Genomic DNA, 24,325 nt, shown 5'->3' with positions numbered 1-24,325 from the left:
CTTAGCGTGGTTTCAGGGTGGCGATAAGAAAGTCTTTCGAACTTTCCACTTTACCCTGCTGAATGGCCGCAGCCGGATCGACGTGTTTCGGACAGACTTCGGAGCAGTAGCCCACGAAGGTACAGGTCCATACGCCGTTCTGACCGTTTAACTGCGCCATACGCTCCTTCTTACCGTGGTCGCGGCTGTCTTCGTTATAACGATGCGCCAGCGTGATCGCAGCCGGGCCGATGAACTCAGGGTTCAGGCCGAATTGCGGGCACGCGGCGTAGCACAGACCACAGTTGATGCAACCGGAGAACTGGTGATACTTCGCCATCTGCGCCGGGGTCTGGGTGTTTGGCCCCTGATCCGGCGTACGCGGGTTGCCGATGATGTACGGCTTGATCGCTTCCAGGCTCTCGATAAAGTGCGTCATATCGACGACCAGATCGCGTTCGATCGGGAAGTTCCCCAGGGCTTCAACCTTCATACCCTTGGTGTAATCACGCAGGAAGGTTTTGCACGCCAGTTTTGGCACGTTGTTAACCATCATGCCGCAAGAACCGCAGATCGCCATACGGCAGGACCAGCGGTAGCTCAGGTCCGGCGCCAGGTTATCTTTGATGTAGCCTAACGCATCCAGCAGCGACGTCGCTTCATCATAAGGCACTTCGTAGAAAGCACTGTGCGGCGCGGTGTCGGTTTCCGGGTTATAGCGCACCACCTCAATTTTCAGGTTTTTCATCTCAGACATTACGCCTTCTCCTTCTTATCGGCGGCTTCCGCTTCAGCGCCATACACACGTTTTGCCGGTGGCAGAGTGGTGATTTTTACGTCGCTGTATTCCAGGCGAGTTGTGCCATCAGCATCGCGGAAAGCGAGGGTATGTTTGAGGAAGTTGACGTCGTCACGCTCGGTGCAGCCTTCGTCCAGACGCTGGTGAGCGCCGCGAGATTCTTTACGTGCCAGCGCGGAGTGCGCCATACATTCCGCTACGTTCAGACCATGACCCAGCTCGATGGTGTACAGCAGGTCGGTGTTGAATACGCTGGAGGTATCGGTGATACGAACGCGCTTGAAGCGTTCCTGCAACTCCGCCAGCTTATCCACGGTTTTCTGCATGAGTTCCGGCGTACGGTAGATACCGCAACCTTCTTCCATCGACAGGCCCATTTCATCGCGGATTTTCGCCCAGTTCTCGTTGCCTTCCTGGTTAACGAGGTCTTTCAGACGTTGTTCAACGCCCGCAACCTGCGCATCAAGCGCGGCGTCGTTAGCCGTACCTGCGGTTGAGGCGCGTTCCATTGCTTGTTCGCCCGCCAGACGGCCAAAGACCACCAGTTCCGCCAGAGAGTTAGAACCCAGACGGTTAGCGCCGTGCAGACCCACAGAGGAGCACTCGCCAACGGCAAACAGACCTTTAATGCGGGTTTCGCAATTCTGATCGGTTTCGATGCCGCCCATGGTGTAGTGCGCGGTTGGACGAACCGGAATCGGCTCTTTAACCGGATCGACGCCCACGTAGGCTTTCGCCAATTCGCAGATGAACGGTAAACGTTCGAGCAGTTTTTTCTCGCCCAGATGGCGCAGGTCGAGGTAAACCACATCGCCACGCGGCGTGGAAATGGTGTTGCCTTTGCGCCATTCGTGCCAGAACGCCTGAGACACTTTGTCGCGCGGCCCCAGTTCCATATATTTGTTTTTCGGCTCGCCAAGCGGCGTTTCCGGGCCCATGCCGTAATCCTGCAAATAGCGGTAGCCGTTTTTGTTGACCAGAATACCGCCTTCACCACGGCAGCCTTCGGTCATCAGGATACCGGAACCCGGCAGACCGGTCGGGTGATACTGAACGAATTCCATATCACGCAGCGGTACGCCGTGGCCCAGCGCCATGCCCATACCGTCGCCGGTCACGATGCCGCCGTTGGTGTTGTAGCGATACACGCGGCCTGCGCCGCCGGTAGCCATCACCACCGCGTTGGCGCGGATCTGCACAAGCGTGCCTTCCATCATGTTCATGGCCACGAGGCCACGGGCATGACCGTCATCGACCAGGATATCCAGGACGAAGTGTTCATCAAAGCGTTGGATTTGTGGGAACTGCAAAGAGGTCTGGAACAGGGTATGCAGCATATGGAAGCCGGTTTTATCTGCGGCAAACCAGGTACGCTCAATTTTCATACCGCCGAAACGACGTACGTTGACGCTGCCGTCCGGGCGGCGGCTCCACGGGCAACCCCATTGCTCAAGTTGCGTCATTTCAGTTGGACAATGGTGGACAAAGTAATCCACGACATCCTGTTCACACAGCCAGTCTCCGCCCGCTACCGTATCGTGAAAATGGTAGTCAAAGCTGTCATGATCCTGGGCGACAGCGGCTGAACCCCCTTCGGCAGCAACGGTGTGGCTGCGCATCGGGTACACTTTTGAGATCAGTGCGATTTTAGCGTTAGGATTCGCCTGCGCGGCAGCTATTGCAGCACGTAATCCCGCGCCACCGGCGCCTATAATGGCAAGATCGGCTTGAAAGGTTTGCACGACATTCCTCCAGATTGTTGTTATTTCGTCCCCGTACACCATCAGATTGAACTCCTGATTGATGCGGGTTGCGAACGCGTTTCCACTGCTCCTTTATAGGTACAACAGTATAGTCTTACGGATGTGAGGGAAATTTGACGTGTTCGATTTTTTTAGCGCATCAACGGGTCGATTTATCATTGATTCTGATTAATTTAATTACTAAACCACCTGGCTTCACTTTTTTTACTTTTCCGGCGGAGCGCATTATTCCCGCACAAAATTTGTTTCACTGGCGTGTTACGAGTAGACTTCGTGCCCTTGTCTTAAATCGGAGAAAGTACCATGAGCGAAACGGCAACCTGGCAGCCGAGCGCGTCCATTCCTAACCTGTTAAAACGTGCAGCAATTATGACGGAGATCCGTCGTTTCTTTGCCGATCGTGGAGTGCTGGAGGTTGAGACGCCCTGCATGAGCCAGGCGACGGTAACGGACATTCATCTGTTCCCGTTCGAAACGCGTTTCGTCGGCCCTGGCCACTCTCAGGGCATGAACCTTTATCTGATGACCAGCCCGGAATACCACATGAAACGCCTGCTGGTGGCGGGATGCGGCCCGGTTTTCCAGCTGTGCCGTAGCTTTCGCAACGAAGAGATGGGGCGTCATCACAACCCGGAATTCACCATGCTGGAGTGGTATCGTCCCCACTACGACATGTACCGTTTGATGAACGAAGTGGACGACCTGCTGCAACAGGTGCTGGAATGTCAACCTGCGGAGAGCCTCTCTTACCAGCAGGTGTTTCAGCGCCATCTGGAGATTGATCCGCTGTCTGCGGATAAAACTCAACTGCGTGAGGCGGCGGCGAAGCTGGATTTAAGCAATATCGCGGATACCGAAGAAGATCGCGATACGCTGCTGCAACTGCTGTTTACTATGGGCGTGGAACCGCACATTGGCAAAGAGAAGCCGACGTTTGTGTACCATTTTCCGGCAAGCCAGGCATCGCTGGCGCAAATCAGCACTGAAGATCATCGGGTGGCTGAACGCTTCGAGGTTTACTTCAAAGGTATTGAGCTGGCGAATGGTTTCCACGAACTGACGGATGCGCGCGAGCAGCAACAACGCTTCGAGCAGGATAACCGTAAGCGCGCCGCGCGAGGCTTACCGCAGCAGCCTATCGATAACAATCTGCTGGAGGCGCTGAAGGTGGGGATGCCTGACTGTTCCGGCGTGGCGCTGGGCGTGGATCGTCTGGTGATGCTGGCGCTGGGGGCGGAAAGCCTCGCTGAGGTTATCGCTTTTACCGTTGATCGGGCATAAATCTGAAAACCCCTCTTTTGCGAAACAAAATGGCGCAATGAGCGCCATTTTGTAGCACATTTTTTCAATTCCCCTCTTATAGCCACAATATAAGTCTGGATGTTTGATACCATTCAGGTATCAATTCTGTGTTGATTTTTATTGCTGACCTCTGCAAGGGGGCAGTGCAAACCGGTGAGCGCCGTTTAGCCAACGTGCCCAGAGTAAGGGATGGTTTCATGAACCAGACAATAAAGAAGATGAGCCTGGCTGGCCTCATCCTGATGATATTTACGTCCGTTTTTGGTTTTGCCAATAGCCCGTCGGCGTTTTATTTAATGGGGTATAGCGCGATCCCGTGGTATATCTTTTCTGCATTATTATTCTTTATTCCATTTGCTTTAATGATGGCTGAAATGGGTTCTGCTTATCGAAAAGAAGAGGGCGGAATCTATTCGTGGATGAATAATAGCGTTGGCCCGCGTTATGCGTTTATCGGCACTTTTATGTGGTTCTCCTCCTATGTTATCTGGATGGTGAGTACTGCGGCGAAAGTCTGGGTGCCTTTCTCTACGTTCTTGTTTGGCGCAGATATGACGCAGCACTGGCGGATCGCCGGGCTTGAACCGACGCAGGTTGTTGGTCTGCTCGCCGTCGGCTGGATGATTCTGGTGACCTGTATCGCATCAAAGGGAATTAATAAAATTGCGCGTATTACGGCAGTAGGGGGGATTGCCGTGATGTGTCTTAATTTGGTTTTGTTGTTAGTGAGTGTCGCTATTTTGTTATTAAATGGTGGGCATTTTGCGGAAAATATTCATTTTGTCTCCTCGCCCAATCCCGGATATCAGTCCGGCCTGGCCATGCTCTCATTTGTTGTTTTCGCTATTTTTGCCTACGGCGGAATTGAAGCGGTAGGCGGCCTGGTGGATAAAACAGAAAAGCCGGAAAAGAACTTTGCGAAAGGAATTGTTTTTGCGGCAATTGTTATTTCCGTTGGTTATTCGCTGGCGATATTTTTATGGGGCGTTAGCACCAACTGGCAACAGGTATTAAGTAATGGCTCCGTTAACCTCGGAAATATCACCTATATTCTGATGAAAAGCCTGGGGATGACGTTGGGTAACGCGCTGCATCTGTCGCCGGAAGCGGCAATGGCGACCGGCGTCTGGTTTGCGCGTATCACTGGCCTCTCCATGTTCCTTGCCTATACCGGCGCGTTCTTTACGCTGAGCTACTCGCCATTGAAGGCCATTATCCAGGGAACGCCAAAAGCGCTGTGGCCTGCGCCGATGACGACGCTGAACGCGGCAGGTATGCCAGCCACCGCAATGTGGATGCAGTGTCTGCTGGTGAGTCTGTTTATTCTGCTGGTCTCTTTTGGCGGTGATACCGCGTCGGCGTTCTACAACAAACTGACGCTGATGGCGAACGTGTCGATGACGTTGCCGTACCTGTTCCTCGCGCTGGCCTTCCCGTTCTTTAAGTCTCGCGAAGGCCTGGAACGGCCATTTGTGATCTTCAAAACCCATGTTTCTACGATGCTGGCAACGGGCGTGGTCGTGCTGGTGGTGACGTTTGCGAATGTGTTTACCATCATTCAGCCGGTAATTGAAGCCGGGGACTGGAATAGCGCACTGTGGATGACCGGCGGCCCGATATTCTTCTCGCTGTTAGCAATGGCGATTTATCAGAACTACAGCCGCCGGATGGCGAAACAGTTTCGCTGGGTGACAGACTGAGGAAAGATACATATTGAATTTCCCCAAAGCCCGAATGGAACACCCTCCGGGCTTTTTCGTATCAAATAATTTTGAGATTTTTATCAGAATGATATTGATGTATATATTTTATGATTATTTACATGTCAAATCTAGGGAAGTGATTTTTTATGGTTGGAAATCATTGTTACTATGAATCTATTTGTGAATATAATTTTTGATTGCTTTTTTATACATGTGGTGTCTATCTCATTACTGATTGAGAACCATGGCTATTGTCGGGTCAATGCTAAATTAACTTTGGTGATAAATTTTCATGATGATTAGCTCTCCACCTTTTTGTGAGATCGACGAATATGGTTTTCCTCATTGGAATGGGTTAGATTTTTTTCGATGGTATGCCTTACCTACCAATTGGCGTTTTATGACTGGGAAAGCATATCTTTGGTATTATAAAACAGCTTGGTTGATTCACCATAGGGCAATGATAAAGCAATACGCTTATGAAGCAAGAATCCCTGAATTACTCCTTGCAGGTGTTGCTGTTGCTGAAGTTGGCGGAACTCCAGAGAGATTTAAAGGTGTTGGTGTTCTGCAATTCAGACAGATAATTGAAGAAATATTGGGAAAGAACAGTAATGAATCGTCTAATGCTACATCGGTCGGTTCAATTGCTATCCAGATCGGTGTTGCAGCCAAAACAATAGGTATCCACCCTGATAAATTGACTCATTTTCAGCAATTTCGCCTGTCGCAGTGTTTACTTGATAACAGCTTTAACATTCGGGTTGTAGCATTCCATTTACATGATCTTATTTTATATGATAATCCAGACGCTGATACTTTATACTTGACTGACGAGCAGATAATATTGGCGGGTTCCAGATATAATCGTGGAACAATGAGAAGTAAAGATGATATTGTTCAATCAATTAGTGAGTTACCCGGTTCTCCGGGGCGTGAATATGGTGAATATGGTCGTCGAATTATAGAAAAGAAAGATATAATACTTAAAATTATGCGAGGCGGTTAATGAGTTGGAAGTCTTTTACGTTGAATTTTATCTGGGGTATAGTAAGCATTATATCGATAATTATATTTTCAACGCAGGACAAGGAATGGTTTATCGATGGCAGGGGAATCAATGATATCTGTGATGTCATGAAATATATTGAGAATGATGATATTCGAACTGTGGGCATAACTTTAACTCTACCTCTGTTTATTCCTTTTATCTATGCAATTGTATGGCGAAGGCAACGTAGTATCTGGCAATATTCTGTTATAGTGGCTCTCCTGCTCTTTTGGTTATGGCGCTTTGTTATTCGATACCAATTATGTTGGTAAATAAGACGTTGGGTAGTGCTCAACACACCCAACGTTCATCTTATTGTGACACAATTTACAAACTTCCCGCCGGACGACTTTTCCTGGCTGCGGATGTCAGCGTTCTTCCTGTCTGCCTGCCATTCAGGCTTTCCAGACGCATCTGGAACGGCGGGAATGGCATATCGATACCGTGCTCATGGAAGCCCGCCAGAATCAACTGGTGGATTTCATGGCGCAACGGCATACGGTGCCCCATCTCTGCGGCATAGATACGCAGTTCGAAGATCTGAATCCCCTGTTGCAGGTCAACCAGGAATACTTCCGGCGCCGGGTTGTCGATCACCAGTGAACAGCGGTGCGCCGCAGTCAGCAGAATTTGCGTCACCTCCTCGCTGTTAGCGTCTGAGGGCGCCGGGATGGTCAGCACCACACGCGTTACCGAATCAGACAGCGACCAGTTGATAAACTGCTCGGTGATGAACGCTTTGTTCGGCACGATAATCTCTTTACGGTCCCAGTCGCTGATGGTGGTGGCGCGGGTGTTGATTTTGGTCACGCTGCCGGTAAGGTCGCGAATGGTCACCGTATCGCCAATACGAATCGGCTTTTCGAACAGGATGATTAAGCCGGAAATAAAGTTGGCGAAGATCTCCTGTAAACCAAAGCCCAGACCGACACCGAGCGCGGCGACCAGCCATTGTAACTTCGACCATTCAATGCCAATCATCGAGAAACCGACCAGCCCGCCAATCAGCATCAACAGATACTTGGTGATGGTGGTGATGGCGTAGCCGGTGCCGGGCGTCAGATCCAGATGCTGCAAGAGCGCCAGCTCCAGCAGTGCGGGCAGGTTACGCACCAGTTGCGTGGTGATGATAAACACCAGGATCGCAATCAACACCGCGCCCAGCGTAATCGGCTCCAGACTTTCAACCCCTTGCACCGTGGAGGTGACATCCCACAGCGAGATATTCTCCAGGAAGCCAAAGGCGGAATGGATTTCCGACCACAGCACAATGACCGACAGCAGGGCGATAAGCATCAGGATAGAACGTACCAGGCGCAGCGACTGGGCGCTGATGGCGTCGAGATCCACTTCGCTTTCATCCACTTCGACGGCCCCTTCGAGGCTGGTGGAGTGGGCGGGTTCTTCTTCACCGCGCGCACGTTGCGCCAGCATTTCGGCCCGGCGATGCTTAGCGCGATCGAACGCCAGACGGCGACGCTGAATCAGCATCCAGCGGCGAATGACGTGATAGATAACCAGCAGCAGGAACCAGATGGCGACGGAGGTCTCCAGTCGCGCCAGCAGCGCCTGTGCGGTAGCCAGATAGCCGACAGCGGCCGCAAGGATCGCAATGAGCGGCGCGCCCATCAGCAGGTTCCAGAGCATACTGTTGACCATATTGTCGCCGCTGCCCTCTTTATCGAGGTACAGCGGGATACCGGCGCGCTTCAGGCTCAGCGTGACAATCGCGAGCGCGCCGCAGATCAGGATGAAACAGAGACGCCCCAGCGAAGCGGAGAACTCCCGATCGTTAAGATTATCAAACATAATCAGCGCCATAATGAGCGGGACAATCAGCCCGATGCTCATCAGGTAATAGCGCATGGCGCGCGCGACACGGTTTCGGGGCCAGCCAAAATGCGCCACGAACAGACCGTTAGGGCGGGCAAAGGTGGCGCAAATCATGACGACCCACAGCAGCGGAACCGTTGCTGTCACTCCGTCGCCGATGGCGACGGCCAGAGGATAAGGCCATGCCTCCTGCAACCCATAGCCCAGCGTGGCCCACAGTACGGGCAGCGGGGAGGCGACCAGAATCGACCAGAACACGGTGCGCAGCGTAAGCCAGAAGTGATCCTGCGTGACTTTCCCGACGCGGGAGGATGAACGCTCCAGAAAACGGGTGAAATGTTTGCGCGAATAGAGACTAAAACCAACCAGCACCAGCGCGCCAAACAGCGGCAGCAGCGTCTCCTTGCTGGTAAGCATCATGATGCTGGCTTTGCCGAGCTGATTGAACGTATCCAGTGAGATCAGTCGACGCAGATCCTGAACGAGGCTGATAGGCCACGAGAGCGACATCGGACTCACGTCAGACGTCCAGAACAGGTAACGGTGAGTGGCTTCGTTGACCTCTTTCAGCGCGTCTTCCAGTTGACTATTGGACACTTTCAGCTTGGTGAGTTCGAGGATCAGCGTATCACCGCCCTGCAACAGTGAATTCAGCAGCTCGCGTTGGGTACGCAGTTGGGCGTCAAGAATGCGGCTCTGCTCAGAGGTCAGCGTTTGACCGTCGGCCTGGCGAATCTGACGTAGTTGCGGTTGTTTGTTGAGCAGGTCTTCGTAGCGCATACGGTGTACGCGCAGTTGCGCCATTTCGGTATCTAACTGCTGCGGCTTGGGCATTTCCGGGAGACGCGATACCTGTGCGCGCAGGGCTTCCCCCAGCATATTCGATACGCCTAACCACTGCGACTGTTCCCGCAGGGTGTTCAGGGCCTGACGAACCTGTAGCGTCTGGCTGGTGGCCTGGCGTTGCTGTGAGGCCACCAGATCCATGCGTTGCGCCTGCTGGTTAAGCGCCTGCGACAGCTCGCGGTTCACCTTGAACTGTTCGATAATGCCCGGCGGCAGGTCAGCGCTGTTTTCCGCCAGCAGTTCGGTGCTCTCCAGCGCTCGCTCTGCTTCTCGTTGGCGCTGGCTGTTTAATTGATTGCGTAATGCCTGCAACCAGGCATCCAGCTGTTGGCTCTGTTTTTCCGCCAGTTCGGAGCGCATACGCGCCAGTTCCTGACGGTTATTCGCCGAAAGCTGCGCCAGTTCCAGTTCATCAACCTGCGCTTTGAGTCTGGCGGATTCGGCCTGCATACTCAGATTTTGCGCCTGGTTGAGCGGGGAGTTGCCGCTGGCGGTGCCAATGCGCCGCTCAATCTCATTTAACTGGCGACGGGCATCCGTTTGCTGTTGTGGAAGCTGGCTTAACGAATCGGCGATTTCACGAGCGCGCTCTCGCTCCTGCTGGGCCTGACGGCTTTTATCCAGCAACTGGCTGCTGACCTGGAGGATCTCCTGGCTTAGCGCATCGGTGGACATGCCTGGCGGCACGCTGCGCGGTTCATCGCGCAAGTTATTGAGCTGTGCGCGTAGCGTCGCGGACAGCTTAGGGAAATTGTCGATAACTTGCTGATATTGTTCGGCGCGCTCAAGAGAACCTTTTCGTTCCTCAAGCGCGTTCAGCGCAGACTGGAGGGCCTCTACGGCCTCTGGCTGAGCGGGTTTTGCCGCTTTAGCCTGCTCCAGTTCCTGGGCAATCAGTTTGGCGTCGGGGGCCGTCGCAGCGTACGCCCCCAGGCTGAGGCACCAGGCCATCAGAAAAGTGATAATCAGGCGCACAGCAGCGATCCTTTATTTAACTTTCGTCTTTCTTGTCGTCAACCAGCGGGCTGGCGTCGTGTTCGGCGTTGATCTCTTCTTCCGGCAGCGGCGCGGGTTCCGCTTCAGGGGTCACGAAGAGTTCGGTAGAAACGGCCAGCGGCTGACCGATTTTGGTCACTGACAGGCTTTGCAGCTGTTCAGCCAGCGTGACTTTACCCGGCGCAAACAGGTTGATCACGGTTGAACCCAGTTTGAAACGGCCCATTTCCTGACCTTTCAACAGCGCCACAGACCCTTCGCTTTCCCCTTCCGGCCATGTCCAGCGTTTGATCACGCCTTCACGCGGCGGCGTAATGGTTCCCGCCCAGACGGTTTCGATGCTGCCGACAATGGTCGCCCCGACCAGAATTTGCGCCATTGGGCCAAACTCCGTGTCAAACAGGCAGATCACGCGTTCGTTACGGGCAAACAGGTTTGGTACGTTCTGCGCGGTCAGGTGATTCACCGAGAACAGATCGCCCGGTACGTAGATCATCTCGCGCAGGATACCGTTGCACGGCATGTGTACGCGGTGGTAGTCGCGCGGAGAGAGGTAGGTGGTGACAAACGAACCGTTGCGGAACAGGTCCGCCATCAGGTAGTTACCTGCCAGCAGCGCTTCCAGGCTGTAGTTGTGACCTTTCGCTTGCAGGATTTTATCTTCTTCGATTTTACCTGACTGGCTGATCACGCCGTCAGCCGGCATCACCAGTATGTTTGGATCGGTATTCACCGGACGGACGTCGTCACGCAGCGGACGAACAAAGAAATCGTTAAAGGTGCGATAGCTGGCGGTATCCGGCTTCTGCGCCTCTTTCATATCGACCTTGTAGTATTTCACGAACAGATCGATAACCAGTTTGGTCAGCCAGCCCGCTCGTTTTCTCGCGCCCCAGCCCGCCAGGCGAGTGAGCCATAGTTTCGGCAGAATGTATTGTAGCGAAAGTTTAAATGAGTTTAACAAGGTAGCCTCCAGGCCATTGTTGTTCCTGAACCGGCATTGACGCCGGCATCCTGAAAAAAGGGGACGATTCTAGCGATGCTTAGCGTAGTTGTCAGTCGTCCATATCAGAAAAGTTTTTACGTGTTTTTACCTGTGCCATGCTTTCCAGAATGCGGTGATAATTTTCGAAACGGGTTTCTGCAATTTTACCGTCTTCTACCGCTTCACGGATGGCGCAACCTGGGTCGGTATCATGCTTGCAGTCGCGATATTTGCAATGGCCCAGGTAGTCATGAAATTCGACAAATCCGTGGGTGATTTGTTCCGGTTCGAGATGCCAGAGGCCAAATTCGCGTACCCCGGGGGAGTCAATCACATCGCCGCCGTGCGGGAAGTGATACAGGCGCGCGGCGGTCGTGGTGTGCTGCCCCAGACCGGAGTTATCCGACACATCATTGGTGAGGATCGCTTCTTGCAGGCCCAGAAGGGCGTTCAACAGGCTCGATTTTCCAACGCCAGACTGCCCGGCAAAGATGCTGATGCGGCCGGTTAGCGCCTCTTCTAATGGTTTGAGGCCATCTTGCGTATGGCTGGATACCATCAACACGCGATAGCCGATGCCGCGATAGATATCCATCTGCTCGTTAACGAAGTCCATCCCTTCGTCATCCAGCAGATCGATTTTATTGAGCACGATAATCGGTTCAACCTGCAACGTTTCGCAGGCCACCAGGTAGCGGTCGATAATATTGAGCGACAGCTCCGGCAAAATGGCGGAGACAATGACGATTTGGTTGATATTGGCGGCAATAGGCTTCACGCCGTCGTAGAAATCCGGGCGCGTTAGCACGGAGGTGCGTTCGTGTACGGCTTCGACGATCCCTTTGACGTTGACGCCTTCAGCCGCCGCTTTACCCGGACGCCAGACGACGCGATCGCCGGTGACCAGCGAACGGATCGTGCGACGGATGTTGCAGCGGTGAATCTCGCCATTGGCGGATTCTACGTCGGCATGCATGCCAAAGCGGCTAATGACGATACCTTCAGCGGTCTCGCCGAACAGGTTGTCATCGAAGTCTGCCTTCTCCGTGGACGTTTTTAGACGACGCTGGTGATTGGCTTTCACGCGGCGCTGTTGGCCTTTGGAGAGTTTATTTTTACTCAATCGTACTGGCTCCTGGTCGCCCGCAATGGGCAAAACATCTATGATACACGCTATTTTAGATGAATATAGTCACACTGACTGTGACCTCTGAAGGGTGGAAAATAGCATGAGTGCCAATGAAAACAACCTCATTTGGATAGATCTTGAGATGACCGGCCTGGATCCCGAGCGCGATCGCATTATTGAGATCGCGACGCTGGTGACCGATGCCAACCTGAATATCCTGGCGGAAGGGCCGACGATTGCGGTGCATCAGTCTGCTGAACAACTGGCGTTAATGGATGACTGGAACGTGCGTACCCATACCGGAAGTGGTCTGGTGGATCGGGTAAAAGCCAGCTCGTTTGACGATCGCGCCGCAGAACTGGCGACCATTGAATTTTTAAAAGAGTGGGTTCCGGCAGGTAAATCACCGATTTGTGGCAACAGCATCGGCCAGGATCGCCGTTTTCTGTTTAAGTACATGCCTGAACTGGAAGCCTATTTCCACTATCGCTATCTGGATGTGAGTACGCTGAAAGAGCTGGCGCGTCGCTGGAAGCCGGAAATCCTTGCCGGTTTTACCAAGCAGGGGACGCACCAGGCGATGGATGATATTCGCGAGTCGGTGGCGGAGCTGGCTTATTACCGCGAGAATTTTATTAAGCTGTAAACGGCGTGTTTGCCGGATGGCGAAGCGAAGCGTCTTATCCGGCTTACGCTTTGCCTGCCGGGTGTGCTTGCGGCGGGGTGAATTTGGCGCTAAATTGTACGCTTTGCTGATAAATTCAACACTCAGAACGAAAACGGAAAAAATTGCGTTTTAGGGGGTTGCAGCAGAAAGGATTTCTCGTATAATGCGCCTCCCGTAACGACGCAGAAATGCGAATTACGACAGCAACAAATTTAATCACAGAATTTCAGATAACAGTCTGAAAAACGAAGATTAAGCGGGAATAGCTCAGTTGGTAGAGCACGACCTTGCCAAGGTCGGGGTCGCGAGTTCGAGTCTCGTTTCCCGCTCCAAAATTTGAAAGCAACACCAGATACCCAATCGCAGGATTTCAGGCAACGGTCTGAAAGACGAAGATTAAGCGGGAATAGCTCAGTTGGTAGAGCACGACCTTGCCAAGGTCGGGGTCGCGAGTTCGAGTCTCGTTTCCCGCTCCAAAATTTGAAAGTATCAGCAGATACGCACCACCCAATCGCAGGATTTCAGGCAGCGGCCTGGAAGACGAAGATTAAGCGGGAATAGCTCAGTTGGTAGAGCACGACCTTGCCAAGGTCGGGGTCGCGAGTTCGAGTCTCGTTTCCCGCTCCAAATTCTTATCTCCATAAAATTATCCACAGCGTATTTTCACGTTGGGGGTCTTTTATTTTGCCTCTGAAACACTCTTGTAAACAGACTTATCCACAGGTCCAGGCATTATTCCTGGAATACAAAAAACTTCGCCTGGTGAATAGTAACTTTGTAACTCATTGAAATTGATGGATTAATTATCATTTCGAAATGTTAATGCGATCACTTGACGATTTTTTCCCTCTTGAATCGCAATGTCTTTTTATTTTTATACACAAGCTGTGGATGACTCAGGCGTCGCGCGGCAGTCCCTTTTCAATGACCCTGACCAGGCGTTGTTTCTTCGGTAATTGCACCTCCACCACGCAGGCATTTCGCTTCTCAATTTGCTGCGCAATCGCCCACTCTATGTGTTCATCGAGAAGTGGGTGCTCACCCCGGCGACTTTCCAGGGCAGTAATTACGGCGTTATCCCAGGGCGCATTGCCTAACGCGACGGCAATATTTCGCAGCCAGCGTAAGTGACCAATGCGGCGAATCGCCGATCCTTCCGTAACTTTTAAAAACCAGGCTTCGCTCCAGCCAAACAGTTCAATCAGCTCTGGCGCGTGAAGATGCTTGCGGGGACTGAAATCTTCTTCATCGGTCAGTTGCGAGTAGCGGTTCCACGGGCAGATAAGCTGACAATCGTCGCAGCCGTAAATCCGGTTGCCCATTAATGGCCGAAGCGCTTCTGGTATCGCCCCCTCCAGCTCAATCGTGAGATAGGAGATGCAGCGGCGCGCATCCACCGTGTAGGGCTCGACGATTGCGCCAGTCGGGCAGATGGTCAGACAGGCAACGCATTTCCCGCAGCCTTCTTCAACTGGCGTATCAATGGGGAGAGGCAAATCAATTAACAACTCCCCCAGAAAAAAGAACGAACCGGCTTCGCGGTTAAGGATTAGTGAGTGCTTACCTGTCCAGCCAAGCCCGGCTTTTTCAGCCAGCGGACGTTCCAGAATGGGCGCAGAATCGACAAACGGTCTAAAATTCAGCGAAACGCAGTGCTGCTGAATCCTCTCGCCGAGTTTTTTGAGACGGTTACGTAACAGCTTATGGTAGTCACGGCCCAGCGCATAACGGCTGACGTAGCCCAGAGAGGGATTTTTTAGGGTACTGGCGAAAGCGGCATTGGCAGGCAGATAATTCATGCGCACACTGATGACGCGTAGCGTGCCGGGCAATAATTCGTGAGGGCGGGCGCGCATCATTCCGTGGCGAGCCATCCAGTCCATTTCGCCGTGGTATTGTTTATCCAGCCATGCCTGTAATTTGGGTTCGCTGGCGCTGAGATCGGTATCGGTAATACCGACCTGCTGAAAGCCCAGTTCCAGCCCCCACTGTTTAATATTTTGCGCTAACTGATTGAGATCGAGGGGCTCTGACATGACGGACCATACAATGAAGAAAAACCCCGCAAGTATACCACACTCCATCTGGCCCGCCGATGAGATCAAATGGGCGGAACGCGAGGCGGCGGACAGCTTAGGGCTGACGCTGTATGAGCTGATGCTGCGGGCGGGGGAAGCCGCATTTCAGGTTGCACGCGACGCGTATCCCGATTCACGGCGCTGGCTGGTGCTTTGCGGTCACGGTAATAATGGCGGCGACGGCTACGTGGTGGCGAGGCTGGCGAAAGCCGCAGGTATTGAGGTGACGCTACTGGCGCAGGAGAGCGATAAGCCGCTTCCTGAAGAGGCAGCGCAGGCACGCGAGGCGTGGCTCAATGCCGGGGGCGTCATTCATGCGTCGGATATCATCTGGCCGGATCATATTGATGTGATTATTGACGCCCTGCTGGGGACCGGCCTGACGCAGGCTCCGCGCACCGCCCTCTCTACGCTTATTGAACGAGCGAACAGCCATCCAGCGCCGGTGGTGGCTATTGATATCCCTTCCGGTTTGCTGGCGCAAACGGGCGCCACGCCTGGTGCGGTGATGAATGCCGCGCATACCGTTACCTTCGTTGCGCTGAAACCCGGTTTACTGACGGGCAAGGCGCGGGATGTCGTGGGAGCGCTGCACTTTGACGCGCTGGGGCTGGAAAGCTGGCTGGCAGGACAAGAAGCTCGTATCCAGCGCTTTGCGGCTTCGCAACTTTCCCACTGGCTGACACCACGCCGCCCGACGTCGCATAAAGGCGATCATGGTCGGCTGGTCATTATTGGCGGCGACCACGGGACGGCGGGAGCGATACGTATGACCGGCGAAGCGGCGCTGCGTGCCGGTGCTGGATTAGTGCGGGTGCTGACGCGCAGCGAAAATATCGCGCCGTTGCTGACCGCCCGTCCCGAACTGATGGTGCATGAACTGACGCCTCAATCTCTTGATGACAGTCTGCAATGGGCGGACGTGGTGGTGATCGGCCCAGGGCTCGGACAGCAGGAATGGGGTAAAAAAGCGCTACAGAAAGCTGAGAATTTTCGCAAACCGATGCTCTGGGATGCGGATGCGCTGAACCTGCTGGCAATCAATCCCGATAAACGTCACAATCGCGTGATCACGCCGCATCCGGGGGAAGCCGCGCGGCTACTGGGTTGTTCTGTCGCAGAAATTGAAAGTGATCGCTTACTTTCAGCACGTCGTCTGGTAAAACGGTATGGTGGCGTGGCGGTGCTGAAAGGTGCGGGAACGGTCGTCGCCGCCCAATCGCATGCGTTGGGCATTATTGATGCCGGTAACGCCGGGATGGCCAGCGGTGGAATGGGCGATGTGCTTTCCGGCATTATTGGCGCATTGCTTGGACAGAAGTTTTCCCCGTATGATGCAGCGTGTGCGGGATGTGTTGCCCACGGTGCGGCGGCGGATGTTTTAGCGGCGCGTTATGGCGCCCGTGGCATGCTGGCAACCGATCTCTTTTCTACGCTACAGCGTATTGTTAACCCTGATGTGATTGACGTAAACCATGATGAATCGAGTAATTCCGCTACCTGACGAGCAGGCGACTTTAGACCTGGGACTACGCGTAGCGAAAGCCTGTGACGGTGCGACCGTCATCTATTTGTACGGCGACCTGGGGGCGGGGAAAACCACCTTCAGCCGGGGATTTCTACAGGCGTTGGGCCACAAAGGTAATGTGAAAAGCCCGACCTACACGCTGGTTGAACCCTATACGCTCGATAACTTAATGGTGTATCACTTCGATTTATACCGACTTGCGGATCCTGAGGAGCTGGAATTTATGGGGATCCGTGATTATTTTGCCAACGATGCCATTTGCCTGGTGGAATGGCCGCAACAAGGTAAAGGTGTACTGCCTGACCCGGATGTCGAAATACACATAGATTACCAGGCGCAAGGTCGTGAGGCGCGCATTAGTGCTGTCTCCTCATCAGGTGATTTGTTGCTGGCGCGTTTGGCCGGTTAACCTTAAGGGTGGCGGGATGATTTATCGCATCAGAAATTGGGTGGTGGCAACGCTGGTTCTGCTGTGCGCGCAGGCGGGGGCCGCCAGCCTCTCCGATATTCAGGTATCTAACGGCGATCGGCAGGCGCGGATTACGTTCAGTTTTATCGGCGATCCTGATTACGCGTTTTCGCAAGAAGGTAAACGTACCGTCGCGCTGGATATCAAACAGACCGGCGTGATTCAGGGACTGCCGTTGCAGTTTAGCGGCAACAACCTGGTAAAAGCGATTCGCTCCGGTACGGCGAAAGATGCGCAGTCGTTGCGGTTGGTTGTCGATCTGACGGAGAACGGTAAAACCGAGGCCGTGAAACGACAGAGCGGCGGTAACTATACCGTGGTTTTTACCATCAACGCCGATACGCCTCCGCCGCCACCTCCACCGCCTGTCGTCGCAAAACGCGTTGAGACGCCGGTGGTTGCTCCGCGTCCGACTGAACCTGCGCGAAATCCGTTTAAAACAAACCAGGATCGCGCTACCGCTGTCACCAGCAGCAATACGGTAACGCGCCCGGCAGCGCGGGCGACATCCAGTAACGGCGACAAAGTGGTGATTGCCATTGATGCCGGTCACGGCGGGCAAGACCCCGGCGCTATTGGCCCCGGCGGGACGCGGGAGAAAAACGTGACGATTGCTATCGCCCGTAAGCTGCGCACGCTGTTGAATAACGATCCGATGTTCAAAGGCGTATTGACCCGCGACGGGGATTATTTCATCTCCGTGATGGGTCGCTCCGACGTGGCGCGTAAGCAGAACGCCAATTTCCTCGTCTCCATTCATGCGGATGCCGCGCCAAACCGTAACGCGACGGGCGCCTCGGTATGGGTGCTGTCAAACCGTCGCGCCAACAGCGAAATGGCGAACTGGCTGGAAGAACATGAGAAGCAGTCTGAGCTGCTGGGCGGCGCGGGCGATGTGCTGGCGAACAGTCAGGCTGACCCCTACTTAAGCCAGGCGGTGCTGGATTTGCAATTCGGTCATTCCCAGCGCGTAGGGTATGATGTGGCGACAAACATGTTAGGTCAGTTGCAGCGCATTGGTTCGCTGCATAAGCGTCGCCCTGAACACGCCAGCCTCGGCGTGTTGCGTTCCCCGGATATCCCCTCGGTGCTGGTTGAAACGGGCTTTATCAGCAACAGCGGCGAAGAGCGTTTACTGGCAAGCGATGCTTATCAGCAGCAGCTGGCAGAGGCGATTTACCAAGGGTTGCGTAACTACTTCCAGGCGCATCCGGTGCAATCCGGGCCGCAGAGCGCTCCGGCGCAAACGGCCAGCGCGGTGTCGCCGGGTGAGTCGTTGATTAACTAAGGATTTTACATGCCGATTCAGGTTCTACCGCCGCAACTGGCGAACCAAATTGCCGCAGGTGAGGTGGTAGAGCGACCTGCGTCGGTTGTGAAAGAGCTGGTGGAAAACAGCCTTGATGCAGGGGCAACGCGGATCGATATTGATATCGAACGCGGCGGCGCAAAGCTTATTCGTATTCGCGATAATGGCTGCGGAATTAAAAAAGACGAGCTGGCGCTGGCGCTGGCTCGCCATGCCACCAGTAAAATCGCCTCGCTTGACGATCTCGAAGCGATTATCAGCCTCGGATTTCGCGGCGAAGCGCTGGCAAGTATCAGCTCGGTTTCGCGTTTAACCCTCACGTCACGTACCGCGGAACAGGCGGAAGCCTGGCAGGCCTATGCCGAAGGGCGTGATATGGACGTGACGGTAAAACCGGCGGCGCATCCGGTCGGCACCACGCTGGAGGTGCTGGACTTGTTCTACAACACGCCGGCGCGGCGCAAGTTTATGCGCACCGAGAAAACCGAGTTCAATCACATTGACGAAATTATCCGCCGCATTGCGCTGGCGCGCTTCGACGTCACCCTTAATTTGTCGCACAACGGTAAAATGGTGCGCCAGTACCGCGCGGTTGCGCAGGACGGGCAGAAGGAACGTCGATTAGGCGCGATTTGCGGCGCACCGTTTCTGGAACAGGCGCTGGCGATTGAATGGCAGCACGGCGATCTGACGCTGCGCGGCTGGGTGGCCGACCCCCACCATACCACGGCGGCGCTGGCGGAAATCCAGTACTGCTACGTGAACGGCCGCATGATGCGCGACCGGTTAATCAATCATGCGATTCGTCAGGCCTGTGAAGACAAACTGGGCGGCGATCGGCAACCGGCATTTGTGCTGTATCTGGAGATTGACCCGCATCAGGTGGATGTGAACGTGCATCCGGCGAAACATGAGGTGCGTTTCCACCAGTCGCGGCTGGTGCATGATTTCATCTATCAGGGCGTATTGAGCGTGCTACAGCAGCAGCTTGATGCGCCGTTGTCGCTGGCGGAAGAAGATCCTGCGCCGCGTCATATCCCGGAAAACCGCGTGGCGGCCGGGCGTAATCATTTCGCTGAACCGGCCTCTGCGCGGGAACCCGCCGCGCCGCGCTATTCCACGTCGTCAGGGGCAACCGGCGGAGGTCAGCCTGCTGCCAGTTGGCCGCATGCCCAGCCGGGCTACCAGAAACAGCAGGGCGAAGTGTACCGCCAGCTGTTACAGACGCCCGCTCCGCGACAACCGGCGCTTGCACCGGAAGCAGAAACGGCAGCGCCGTCGCTGGCAGGGCATAGCCAGAGTTTCGGTCGCGTGCTGACCATTGTCGGCGCGGATTGCGCATTGCTTGAGCGTGACGGCAATATCCACCTGCTGGCGCTGCCCGTGGCGGAACGCTGGCTGCGTCAGGCCCAACTGACGCCGGGGCATACGCCGGTCTGCGCCCAGCCGTTGTTGATTCCGCTGCGCTTAAAAGTGTCGGCGGAGGAGAAATCCGCGCTGGAAAAAGCGCAAACACCACTGACGGATCTGGGGATTGAATTCCAGTCAGATGCGCAGCATGTGACCATTCGTGCAGTGCCTTTACCCTTACGCCAACAAAATTTACAAATCTTGATTCCTGAACTGATAGGCTACCTCGCGCAGCAGTCAGCGTTTGACGCGGGCAATATTGCACAGTGGATTGCGCGGAATTTGATGAGTGAACATCCACAGTGGACGATGGCGCAGGCCATTACGCTGTTGGCTGATGTAGAGCGGCTATGTCCGCAGCTCGTGAAGGCGCCGCCGGGTGGTCTGTTACAACCTGTTGATTTACATTCGGTGATGAACGCCCTGAAACATGAGTGATGTAAGTAAGGCGAGCCTGCCAAAGGCGATTTTTTTGATGGGGCCGACGGCCTCCGGCAAGACGGCGTTAGCAATTGAATTGCGTAAAGTTTTGCCAGTAGAGTTGATAAGCGTTGATTCCGCCCTTATTTATCGGGGGATGGACATCGGTACGGCGAAGCCGACGGCTTCAGAGTTAAAGGCCGCTCCGCACCGATTGCTGGATATTCTCGATCCGGCGCAAGCGTACTCAGCAGCGGATTTTCGCCGCGATGCGTTAGCGGAAATGGCGGAGATTACTGCGGCGGGGCGTATTCCGCTGTTAGTGGGCGGCACCATGTTGTATTTCAAGGCGTTGCTGGAAGGACTTTCGCCCTTACCGTCGGCGGAACCCGAGATCAGAGCCCGAATTGAGCAACAGGCGGCAGAGCAGGGATGGGATGCGTTGCACCGACAGCTTCAGGATATTGATCCGGTCGCTGCCGCACGGATTCATCCAAATGATCCGCAAAGACTTTCCCGGGCACTGGAAGTTTTTTTCATTTCGGGTAAAACTTTAACGGAACTGACGCAAACGTCAGGAGACGCTCTACCGTATCAGGTGCATCAGTTCGCCATCGCCCCGGCGAGCCGTGAACTGCTCCATCAGCGAATTGAGCAGCGTTTTCATCAGATGTTGGCTTCAGGTTTTGAAGCAGAAGTTCGGGCGCTTTTTGCCCGTGGAGATTTGCATACGGATTTGCCTTCCATTCGTTGTGTGGGATACCGCCAGATGTGGTCATACATTGAAGGCGAAATTTCATATGATGAAATGGTTTATAGAGGTGTTTGCGCCACGAGGCAGTTGGCGAAGCGTCAGGTAACCTGGTTGCGTGGTTGGGAAGGAGTACGCTGGCTTGACAGTGAAAAGCCTGACCAGGCGCGAAACGAAGTATTGCAGGTTGTTGGTGCTATCGCGAACTGAATGTGTACAATTGAGACGTATCGTGCGCAATTTTTCAGAATCGAAAGGTTCAAAGTACAAATAAGCATATAAGGAAAAGAGAGAATGGCTAAGGGGCAATCTTTACAAGATCCGTTCCTGAACGCACTGCGTCGGGAACGTGTTCCAGTTTCTATTTATTTGGTGAATGGTATTAAGCTGCAAGGTCAAATCGAGTCTTTTGATCAATTCGTGATCCTGTTGAAAAACACGGTCAGCCAGATGGTTTACAAGCACGCGATTTCTACTGTTGTCCCGTCTCGCCCGGTTTCTCATCACAGTAACAATGCCGGTGGCGGCACCAGCAGTAACTACCATCACGGTAGCAGCGCGCAGGGTACTTCTGCGCAACAGGACAGCGAAGAAACCGAATAAGGTTTTGGCTGTTTTACACACGGGGAGCCAGGGAACCTGCGTTCCCCGCTGATATATATCGAGGGGTTGACGCTTGTTTGACCGTTATGATGCCGGTGAGCAGGCGGTACTGGTACACATCTATTTTTCGCAAGACAAAGATATGGAAGACCTCCAGGAGTTTGAGTCTCTGGTCTCTTCCGCCGGTGTCGAAGCAATGCAGGTGATTACCGGTAGCCGTAAAGCACCGCACCCGAAGTACTTTGTAGGTGAAGGTAAGGCAGTTGAAATTGCGGAAGCCGTGAAAGCGTCTAACGCTGCGGTCGTGCTTTTCGATCATGCTTTAAGCCCGGCCCAGGAGCGTAACCTGGAACGTTTGTGTGAATGTCGCGTGATCGACAGAACCGGTCTTATTTTAGATATTTTTGCTCAGCGTGCACGTACCCACGAAGGTAAGTTGCAGGTTGAACTGGCGCAGTTGCGTCATCTGGCCACGCGTCTGGTTCGTGGCTGGACCCACCTTGAAAGGCAGAAAGGCGGGATTGGTTTGCGCGGTCCGGGTGAAACCCAGCTCGAAACCGACCGTCGTTTGCTGCGTAATCGTATTGTACAGATACAGTCGCGCCTGGAAAAAGTTGAGAAGCAACGTGAGCAGGGGCGGCAGTCGCGTATAAAAGCGGATGTCCCGACGGTCTCGCTGGTGGGATATACCAACGCCGGTAAATCCACCCTTTTCAATCAGATTACTGAAGCCAGGGTGTATGCCGCAGACCAACTGTTTGCGACCCTGGACCCGACGCTGCGCCGTATCGATGTCGCAGATGTGGGGGAAACCGTACTGGCGGATACCGTAGGGTTTATCCGTCATTTACCGCACGATCTGGTGGCGGCGTTTAAAGCGACCTTGCAGGAAACCCGGCAGGCCACGCTCTTGTTACACGTTGTTGATGCCGCTGATGTGCGCGTACAGGAAAACATCGACGCAGTGGATACGGTTCTCGAAGAGATCGACGCTCACGAGATCCCAACCCTGATGGTGATGAACAAGATCGATATGCTGGACGATTTTGAACCGCGTATCGACAGGGATGAAGAGAACAAACCAATCCGTGTCTGGCTTTCTGCGCAAACAGGGGTTGGGATACCACAGCTTTTTCAGGCTTTGACGGAGCGGCTTTCCGGCGAGGTGGCGCAGCATACGTTGCGTTTGCCGCCGCAGGAAGGGCGTCTGAGAAGCCGGTTTTACCAACTTCAGGCAATAGAAAAAGAGTGGATGGAGGAGGACGGCAGCGTAAGTTTGCAGGTTCGCATGCCGATTGTCGACTGGCGTCGCCTCTGTAAACAAGAACCGGCGTTGATCGACTATGTGATCTAATGGCGGCTCGTCTGGAGCATGGAGTAATTTCGCCTTATCCCTCTCGTCGAAAGACAACGGGGATCACCGCATAACAAATATGGAGCACAAACATGGCGTGGAATCAGCCCGGTAATAACGGACAAGACCGCGACCCGTGGGGAAGCAGCAAACCTGGCGGCAACTCTGAGGGAAATGGAAACAAAGGTGGTCGCGATCAGGGGCCACCTGATCTTGATGATATCTTCCGCAAACTGAGTAAAAAGCTCGGTGGTCTGGGTGGCGGTAAAGGTACAGGCTCTGGCGGTGGTAGTTCATCGCAGGGGCCGCGCCCGCATATCGGAGGTCGTGTCGTTACCATCGCAGCGGCAGCGATCGTCATTATCTGGGCTGCCAGCGGTTTCTACACCATCAAAGAAGCGGAACGCGGCGTGGTGACACGCTTCGGTAAATTCAGCCACCTGGTTGAGCCGGGTCTGAACTGGAAGCCGACGTTTATCGATGAGGTTACCCCGGTGAACGTGGAAGCGGTTCGCGAACTGGCGGCGTCCGGTGTGATGCTGACTTCTGATGAAAACGTTGTGCGCGTTGAGATGAACGTGCAGTACCGTGTGACCGATCCGCAACGTTATCTGTTCAGCGTGACCAGCGCGGATGACAGTCTGCGTCAGGCGACCGACAGCGCCCTGCGTGGGGTTATCGGTAAATACACGATGGACCGCATTCTGACGGAAGGTCGTACCGTTATTCGTAGCGATACCCAGCGTGAACTGGAAGAGACCATTCGTCCGTACAACATGGGTATTACCCTGCTGGACGTCAACTTCCAGGCAGCGCGTCCGCCGGAAGAGGTAAAAGCGGCGTTTGACGATGCTATCGCGGCGCGTGAGAACGAACAGCAATACATCCGTGAAGCGGAAGCGTACACCAACGAAGTTCAGCCGCGTGCGAACGGTCAGGCGCAGCGTATTCTTGAAGAAGCGCGTGCATACAGAACCCAAACCATCCTGGAAGCGCAGGGTGAAGTGGCTCGCTTCGCTAAAATTCTGCCGGAATATAAAGCCGCACCAGAGATTACTCGCGAGCGTCTGTATATCGAGACGATGGAAAAAGTGTTGAGCCATACGCGTAAAGTTCTGGTCAACGACAAAGGCGGCAATCTGATGGTTCTGCCATTGGATCAGATGCTGAAAGGCGCTAACGCGCCTGCGGCAAAAGACAGCACGGCTAACAATCTGCTGCGTCTGCCGCCGGCTTCATCGTCCAGCACGAGCGGAGCAAGCAATACCTCGTCCACCAGTCAGGGCGATATTATGGACCAACGCCGCGCTAACGCGCAGCGTAACGACTACCAGCGTCAGGGGGAATAAC

Annotated in this window: 19 protein-coding genes and 3 tRNA genes; 16 read left to right on the top strand and 6 right to left on the bottom strand. The window is 54.1% G+C overall.

All coding sequences use genetic code 11. From position 1 onward, the window contains the following. Position 1: 1 nt before the first annotated feature. Positions 2 to 736 carry a fumarate reductase iron-sulfur protein gene (gene frdB / locus FD428_RS19295; RefSeq protein ID WP_012134453.1) on the bottom strand — a complete coding sequence of 245 codons (735 nt, stop codon included), beginning with the start codon at positions 734 to 736 and terminating at the stop codon, positions 2 to 4. Further along, positions 736 to 2,520: a fumarate reductase (quinol) flavoprotein subunit gene (gene frdA / locus FD428_RS19290; RefSeq protein WP_047459485.1), complete on the bottom strand. Its 1,785-nt coding sequence runs from the start codon at positions 2,518 to 2,520 to the stop codon at positions 736 to 738. Before frdA ends, frdB begins: the two co-directional genes overlap by 1 nt. A gap of 324 nt (positions 2,521 to 2,844) precedes the next feature. On the opposite strand from frdA, the gene epmA reads away from it, so the two are divergent. The 4 genes from epmA to FD428_RS19270 all read left to right on the top strand — a co-directional run bounded on the left by epmA (position 2,845) and on the right by FD428_RS19270 (position 6,869). Then, positions 2,845 to 3,822: an elongation factor P--(R)-beta-lysine ligase gene (gene epmA, locus FD428_RS19285; RefSeq protein ID WP_012134451.1), complete on the top strand. Its 978-nt coding sequence runs from the start codon at positions 2,845 to 2,847 to the stop codon at positions 3,820 to 3,822. Between the two features lie 218 nt (positions 3,823 to 4,040). Then, the gene (gene yjeM, locus FD428_RS19280; protein WP_114848035.1) at positions 4,041 to 5,543 is read left to right on the top strand and encodes a glutamate/gamma-aminobutyrate family transporter YjeM; all 1,503 of its coding nucleotides are present in this window, start codon (positions 4,041 to 4,043) and stop codon (positions 5,541 to 5,543) included. A gap of 295 nt (positions 5,544 to 5,838) precedes the next feature. Beyond that, complete coding sequence (locus FD428_RS19275; RefSeq protein WP_114848034.1) at positions 5,839 to 6,555, top strand: hypothetical protein; 717 nt, start codon at positions 5,839 to 5,841, stop codon at positions 6,553 to 6,555. Then, positions 6,555 to 6,869, top strand: a complete 315-nt coding sequence (locus tag FD428_RS19270; RefSeq protein ID WP_110494770.1) for a YjeO family protein — start codon at positions 6,555 to 6,557, stop codon at positions 6,867 to 6,869. The genes FD428_RS19275 and FD428_RS19270 overlap by 1 nt, the downstream gene beginning before the upstream one ends. Positions 6,870 to 6,924: 55 nt before the next feature. On the opposite strand, the gene mscM is transcribed toward FD428_RS19270, so the two are convergent. The 3 genes from mscM to rsgA all read right to left on the bottom strand — a co-directional run bounded on the left by mscM (position 6,925) and on the right by rsgA (position 12,380). Beyond that, on the bottom strand, positions 6,925 to 10,251 hold the full coding sequence (mscM, locus tag FD428_RS19265) for a miniconductance mechanosensitive channel MscM (protein WP_024130797.1): 3,327 nt from the start codon (positions 10,249 to 10,251) through the stop codon (positions 6,925 to 6,927). Positions 10,252 to 10,267: 16 nt separating this feature from the next. Then, positions 10,268 to 11,236, bottom strand: coding sequence for an archaetidylserine decarboxylase (asd, locus tag FD428_RS19260; RefSeq protein ID WP_114848033.1), 969 nt, complete (start codon positions 11,234 to 11,236; stop codon positions 10,268 to 10,270). Between the two features lie 91 nt (positions 11,237 to 11,327). After that, on the bottom strand, positions 11,328 to 12,380 hold the full coding sequence (rsgA, locus tag FD428_RS19255; protein ID WP_058668459.1) for a small ribosomal subunit biogenesis GTPase RsgA: 1,053 nt from the start codon (positions 12,378 to 12,380) through the stop codon (positions 11,328 to 11,330). 106 nt (positions 12,381 to 12,486) lie between these two features. On the opposite strand from rsgA, the gene orn reads away from it, so the two are divergent. From orn to FD428_RS19235, 4 genes are all read left to right on the top strand, one after another. Beyond that, complete coding sequence (orn, locus tag FD428_RS19250) at positions 12,487 to 13,032, top strand: oligoribonuclease (RefSeq protein WP_012134446.1); 546 nt, start codon at positions 12,487 to 12,489, stop codon at positions 13,030 to 13,032. A gap of 277 nt (positions 13,033 to 13,309) precedes the next feature. After that, positions 13,310 to 13,385, top strand: a tRNA-Gly gene (locus FD428_RS19245). 68 nt (positions 13,386 to 13,453) lie between these two features. Then, positions 13,454 to 13,529: transfer RNA gene (locus FD428_RS19240), tRNA-Gly, on the top strand. Between the two features lie 75 nt (positions 13,530 to 13,604). Continuing rightward, positions 13,605 to 13,680: transfer RNA gene (locus FD428_RS19235), tRNA-Gly, on the top strand. 269 nt (positions 13,681 to 13,949) lie between these two features. On the opposite strand, the gene queG is transcribed toward FD428_RS19235, so the two are convergent. After that, complete coding sequence (gene queG, locus FD428_RS19230; protein WP_049009166.1) at positions 13,950 to 15,089, bottom strand: tRNA epoxyqueuosine(34) reductase QueG; 1,140 nt, start codon at positions 15,087 to 15,089, stop codon at positions 13,950 to 13,952. Here queG and nnr point away from each other — a divergent pair. The 8 genes from nnr to hflK all read left to right on the top strand — a co-directional run bounded on the left by nnr (position 15,088) and on the right by hflK (position 24,324). Beyond that, entirely contained in the window at positions 15,088 to 16,635 is a 1,548-nt protein-coding gene (gene nnr, locus FD428_RS19225) for a bifunctional ADP-dependent NAD(P)H-hydrate dehydratase/NAD(P)H-hydrate epimerase (RefSeq protein WP_114848032.1), read from the top strand. The genes queG and nnr overlap by 2 nt on opposite strands. Then, positions 16,607 to 17,068: a tRNA (adenosine(37)-N6)-threonylcarbamoyltransferase complex ATPase subunit type 1 TsaE gene (gene tsaE, locus FD428_RS19220; RefSeq protein ID WP_012134443.1), complete on the top strand. Its 462-nt coding sequence runs from the start codon at positions 16,607 to 16,609 to the stop codon at positions 17,066 to 17,068. The genes nnr and tsaE overlap by 29 nt, the downstream gene beginning before the upstream one ends. A 16-nt stretch (positions 17,069 to 17,084) precedes the next feature. After that, complete coding sequence (gene amiB, locus FD428_RS19215) at positions 17,085 to 18,416, top strand: N-acetylmuramoyl-L-alanine amidase AmiB (RefSeq protein WP_012134442.1); 1,332 nt, start codon at positions 17,085 to 17,087, stop codon at positions 18,414 to 18,416. Positions 18,417 to 18,425: 9 nt separating this feature from the next. After that, positions 18,426 to 20,285 carry a DNA mismatch repair endonuclease MutL gene (gene mutL, locus FD428_RS19210; protein ID WP_114848031.1) on the top strand — a complete coding sequence of 620 codons (1,860 nt, stop codon included), beginning with the start codon at positions 18,426 to 18,428 and terminating at the stop codon, positions 20,283 to 20,285. Continuing rightward, entirely contained in the window at positions 20,278 to 21,228 is a 951-nt protein-coding gene (gene miaA, locus FD428_RS19205; protein WP_047459461.1) for a tRNA (adenosine(37)-N6)-dimethylallyltransferase MiaA, read from the top strand. The genes mutL and miaA overlap by 8 nt, the downstream gene beginning before the upstream one ends. Positions 21,229 to 21,312: 84 nt before the next feature. Then, positions 21,313 to 21,621, top strand: coding sequence for an RNA chaperone Hfq (gene hfq, locus FD428_RS19200; RefSeq protein WP_012134439.1), 309 nt, complete (start codon positions 21,313 to 21,315; stop codon positions 21,619 to 21,621). Between the two features lie 73 nt (positions 21,622 to 21,694). Continuing rightward, complete coding sequence (gene hflX, locus FD428_RS19195) at positions 21,695 to 22,975, top strand: ribosome rescue GTPase HflX (protein WP_047459460.1); 1,281 nt, start codon at positions 21,695 to 21,697, stop codon at positions 22,973 to 22,975. Between the two features lie 92 nt (positions 22,976 to 23,067). Continuing rightward, positions 23,068 to 24,324 (top strand): FtsH protease activity modulator HflK, encoded by a 1,257-nt coding sequence (gene hflK, locus FD428_RS19190; protein WP_047459458.1) that lies wholly within the window; start codon positions 23,068 to 23,070, stop codon positions 24,322 to 24,324. The last annotated feature ends 1 nt before the right edge of the window (position 24,325 follow it).

The organism is Citrobacter sp. TBCP-5362, from assembly GCF_005406305.1.
GTDB classification, from domain to species: domain Bacteria; phylum Pseudomonadota; class Gammaproteobacteria; order Enterobacterales; family Enterobacteriaceae; genus Citrobacter_B; species Citrobacter_B koseri.
Note: the sequence above shows the minus strand (reverse complement) of the source record. Positions and strands in the feature narration are given on the sequence as shown.

What these genes read in the sequence shown, in the direction of transcription:
- frdB (WP_012134453.1), bottom strand. Translation starts at nt 736, where the DNA reads ATGTCTGAGATGAAAAACCTGAAAATTGAGGTGGTGCGCTATAACCCG.
- epmA (WP_012134451.1), top strand. Translation starts at nt 2,845, where the DNA reads ATGAGCGAAACGGCAACCTGGCAGCCGAGCGCGTCCATTCCTAACCTG.
- yjeM (WP_114848035.1), top strand. Translation starts at nt 4,041, where the DNA reads ATGAACCAGACAATAAAGAAGATGAGCCTGGCTGGCCTCATCCTGATG.
- FD428_RS19275 (WP_114848034.1), top strand. Translation starts at nt 5,839, where the DNA reads ATGATGATTAGCTCTCCACCTTTTTGTGAGATCGACGAATATGGTTTT.
- FD428_RS19270 (WP_110494770.1), top strand. Translation starts at nt 6,555, where the DNA reads ATGAGTTGGAAGTCTTTTACGTTGAATTTTATCTGGGGTATAGTAAGC.
- orn (WP_012134446.1), top strand. Translation starts at nt 12,487, where the DNA reads ATGAGTGCCAATGAAAACAACCTCATTTGGATAGATCTTGAGATGACC.
- nnr (WP_114848032.1), top strand. Translation starts at nt 15,088, where the DNA reads ATGACGGACCATACAATGAAGAAAAACCCCGCAAGTATACCACACTCC.
- queG (WP_049009166.1), bottom strand. Translation starts at nt 15,089, where the DNA reads ATGTCAGAGCCCCTCGATCTCAATCAGTTAGCGCAAAATATTAAACAG.
- tsaE (WP_012134443.1), top strand. Translation starts at nt 16,607, where the DNA reads ATGATGAATCGAGTAATTCCGCTACCTGACGAGCAGGCGACTTTAGAC.
- amiB (WP_012134442.1), top strand. Translation starts at nt 17,085, where the DNA reads ATGATTTATCGCATCAGAAATTGGGTGGTGGCAACGCTGGTTCTGCTG.
- mutL (WP_114848031.1), top strand. Translation starts at nt 18,426, where the DNA reads ATGCCGATTCAGGTTCTACCGCCGCAACTGGCGAACCAAATTGCCGCA.
- miaA (WP_047459461.1), top strand. Translation starts at nt 20,278, where the DNA reads ATGAGTGATGTAAGTAAGGCGAGCCTGCCAAAGGCGATTTTTTTGATG.
- hfq (WP_012134439.1), top strand. Translation starts at nt 21,313, where the DNA reads ATGGCTAAGGGGCAATCTTTACAAGATCCGTTCCTGAACGCACTGCGT.
- hflK (WP_047459458.1), top strand. Translation starts at nt 23,068, where the DNA reads ATGGCGTGGAATCAGCCCGGTAATAACGGACAAGACCGCGACCCGTGG.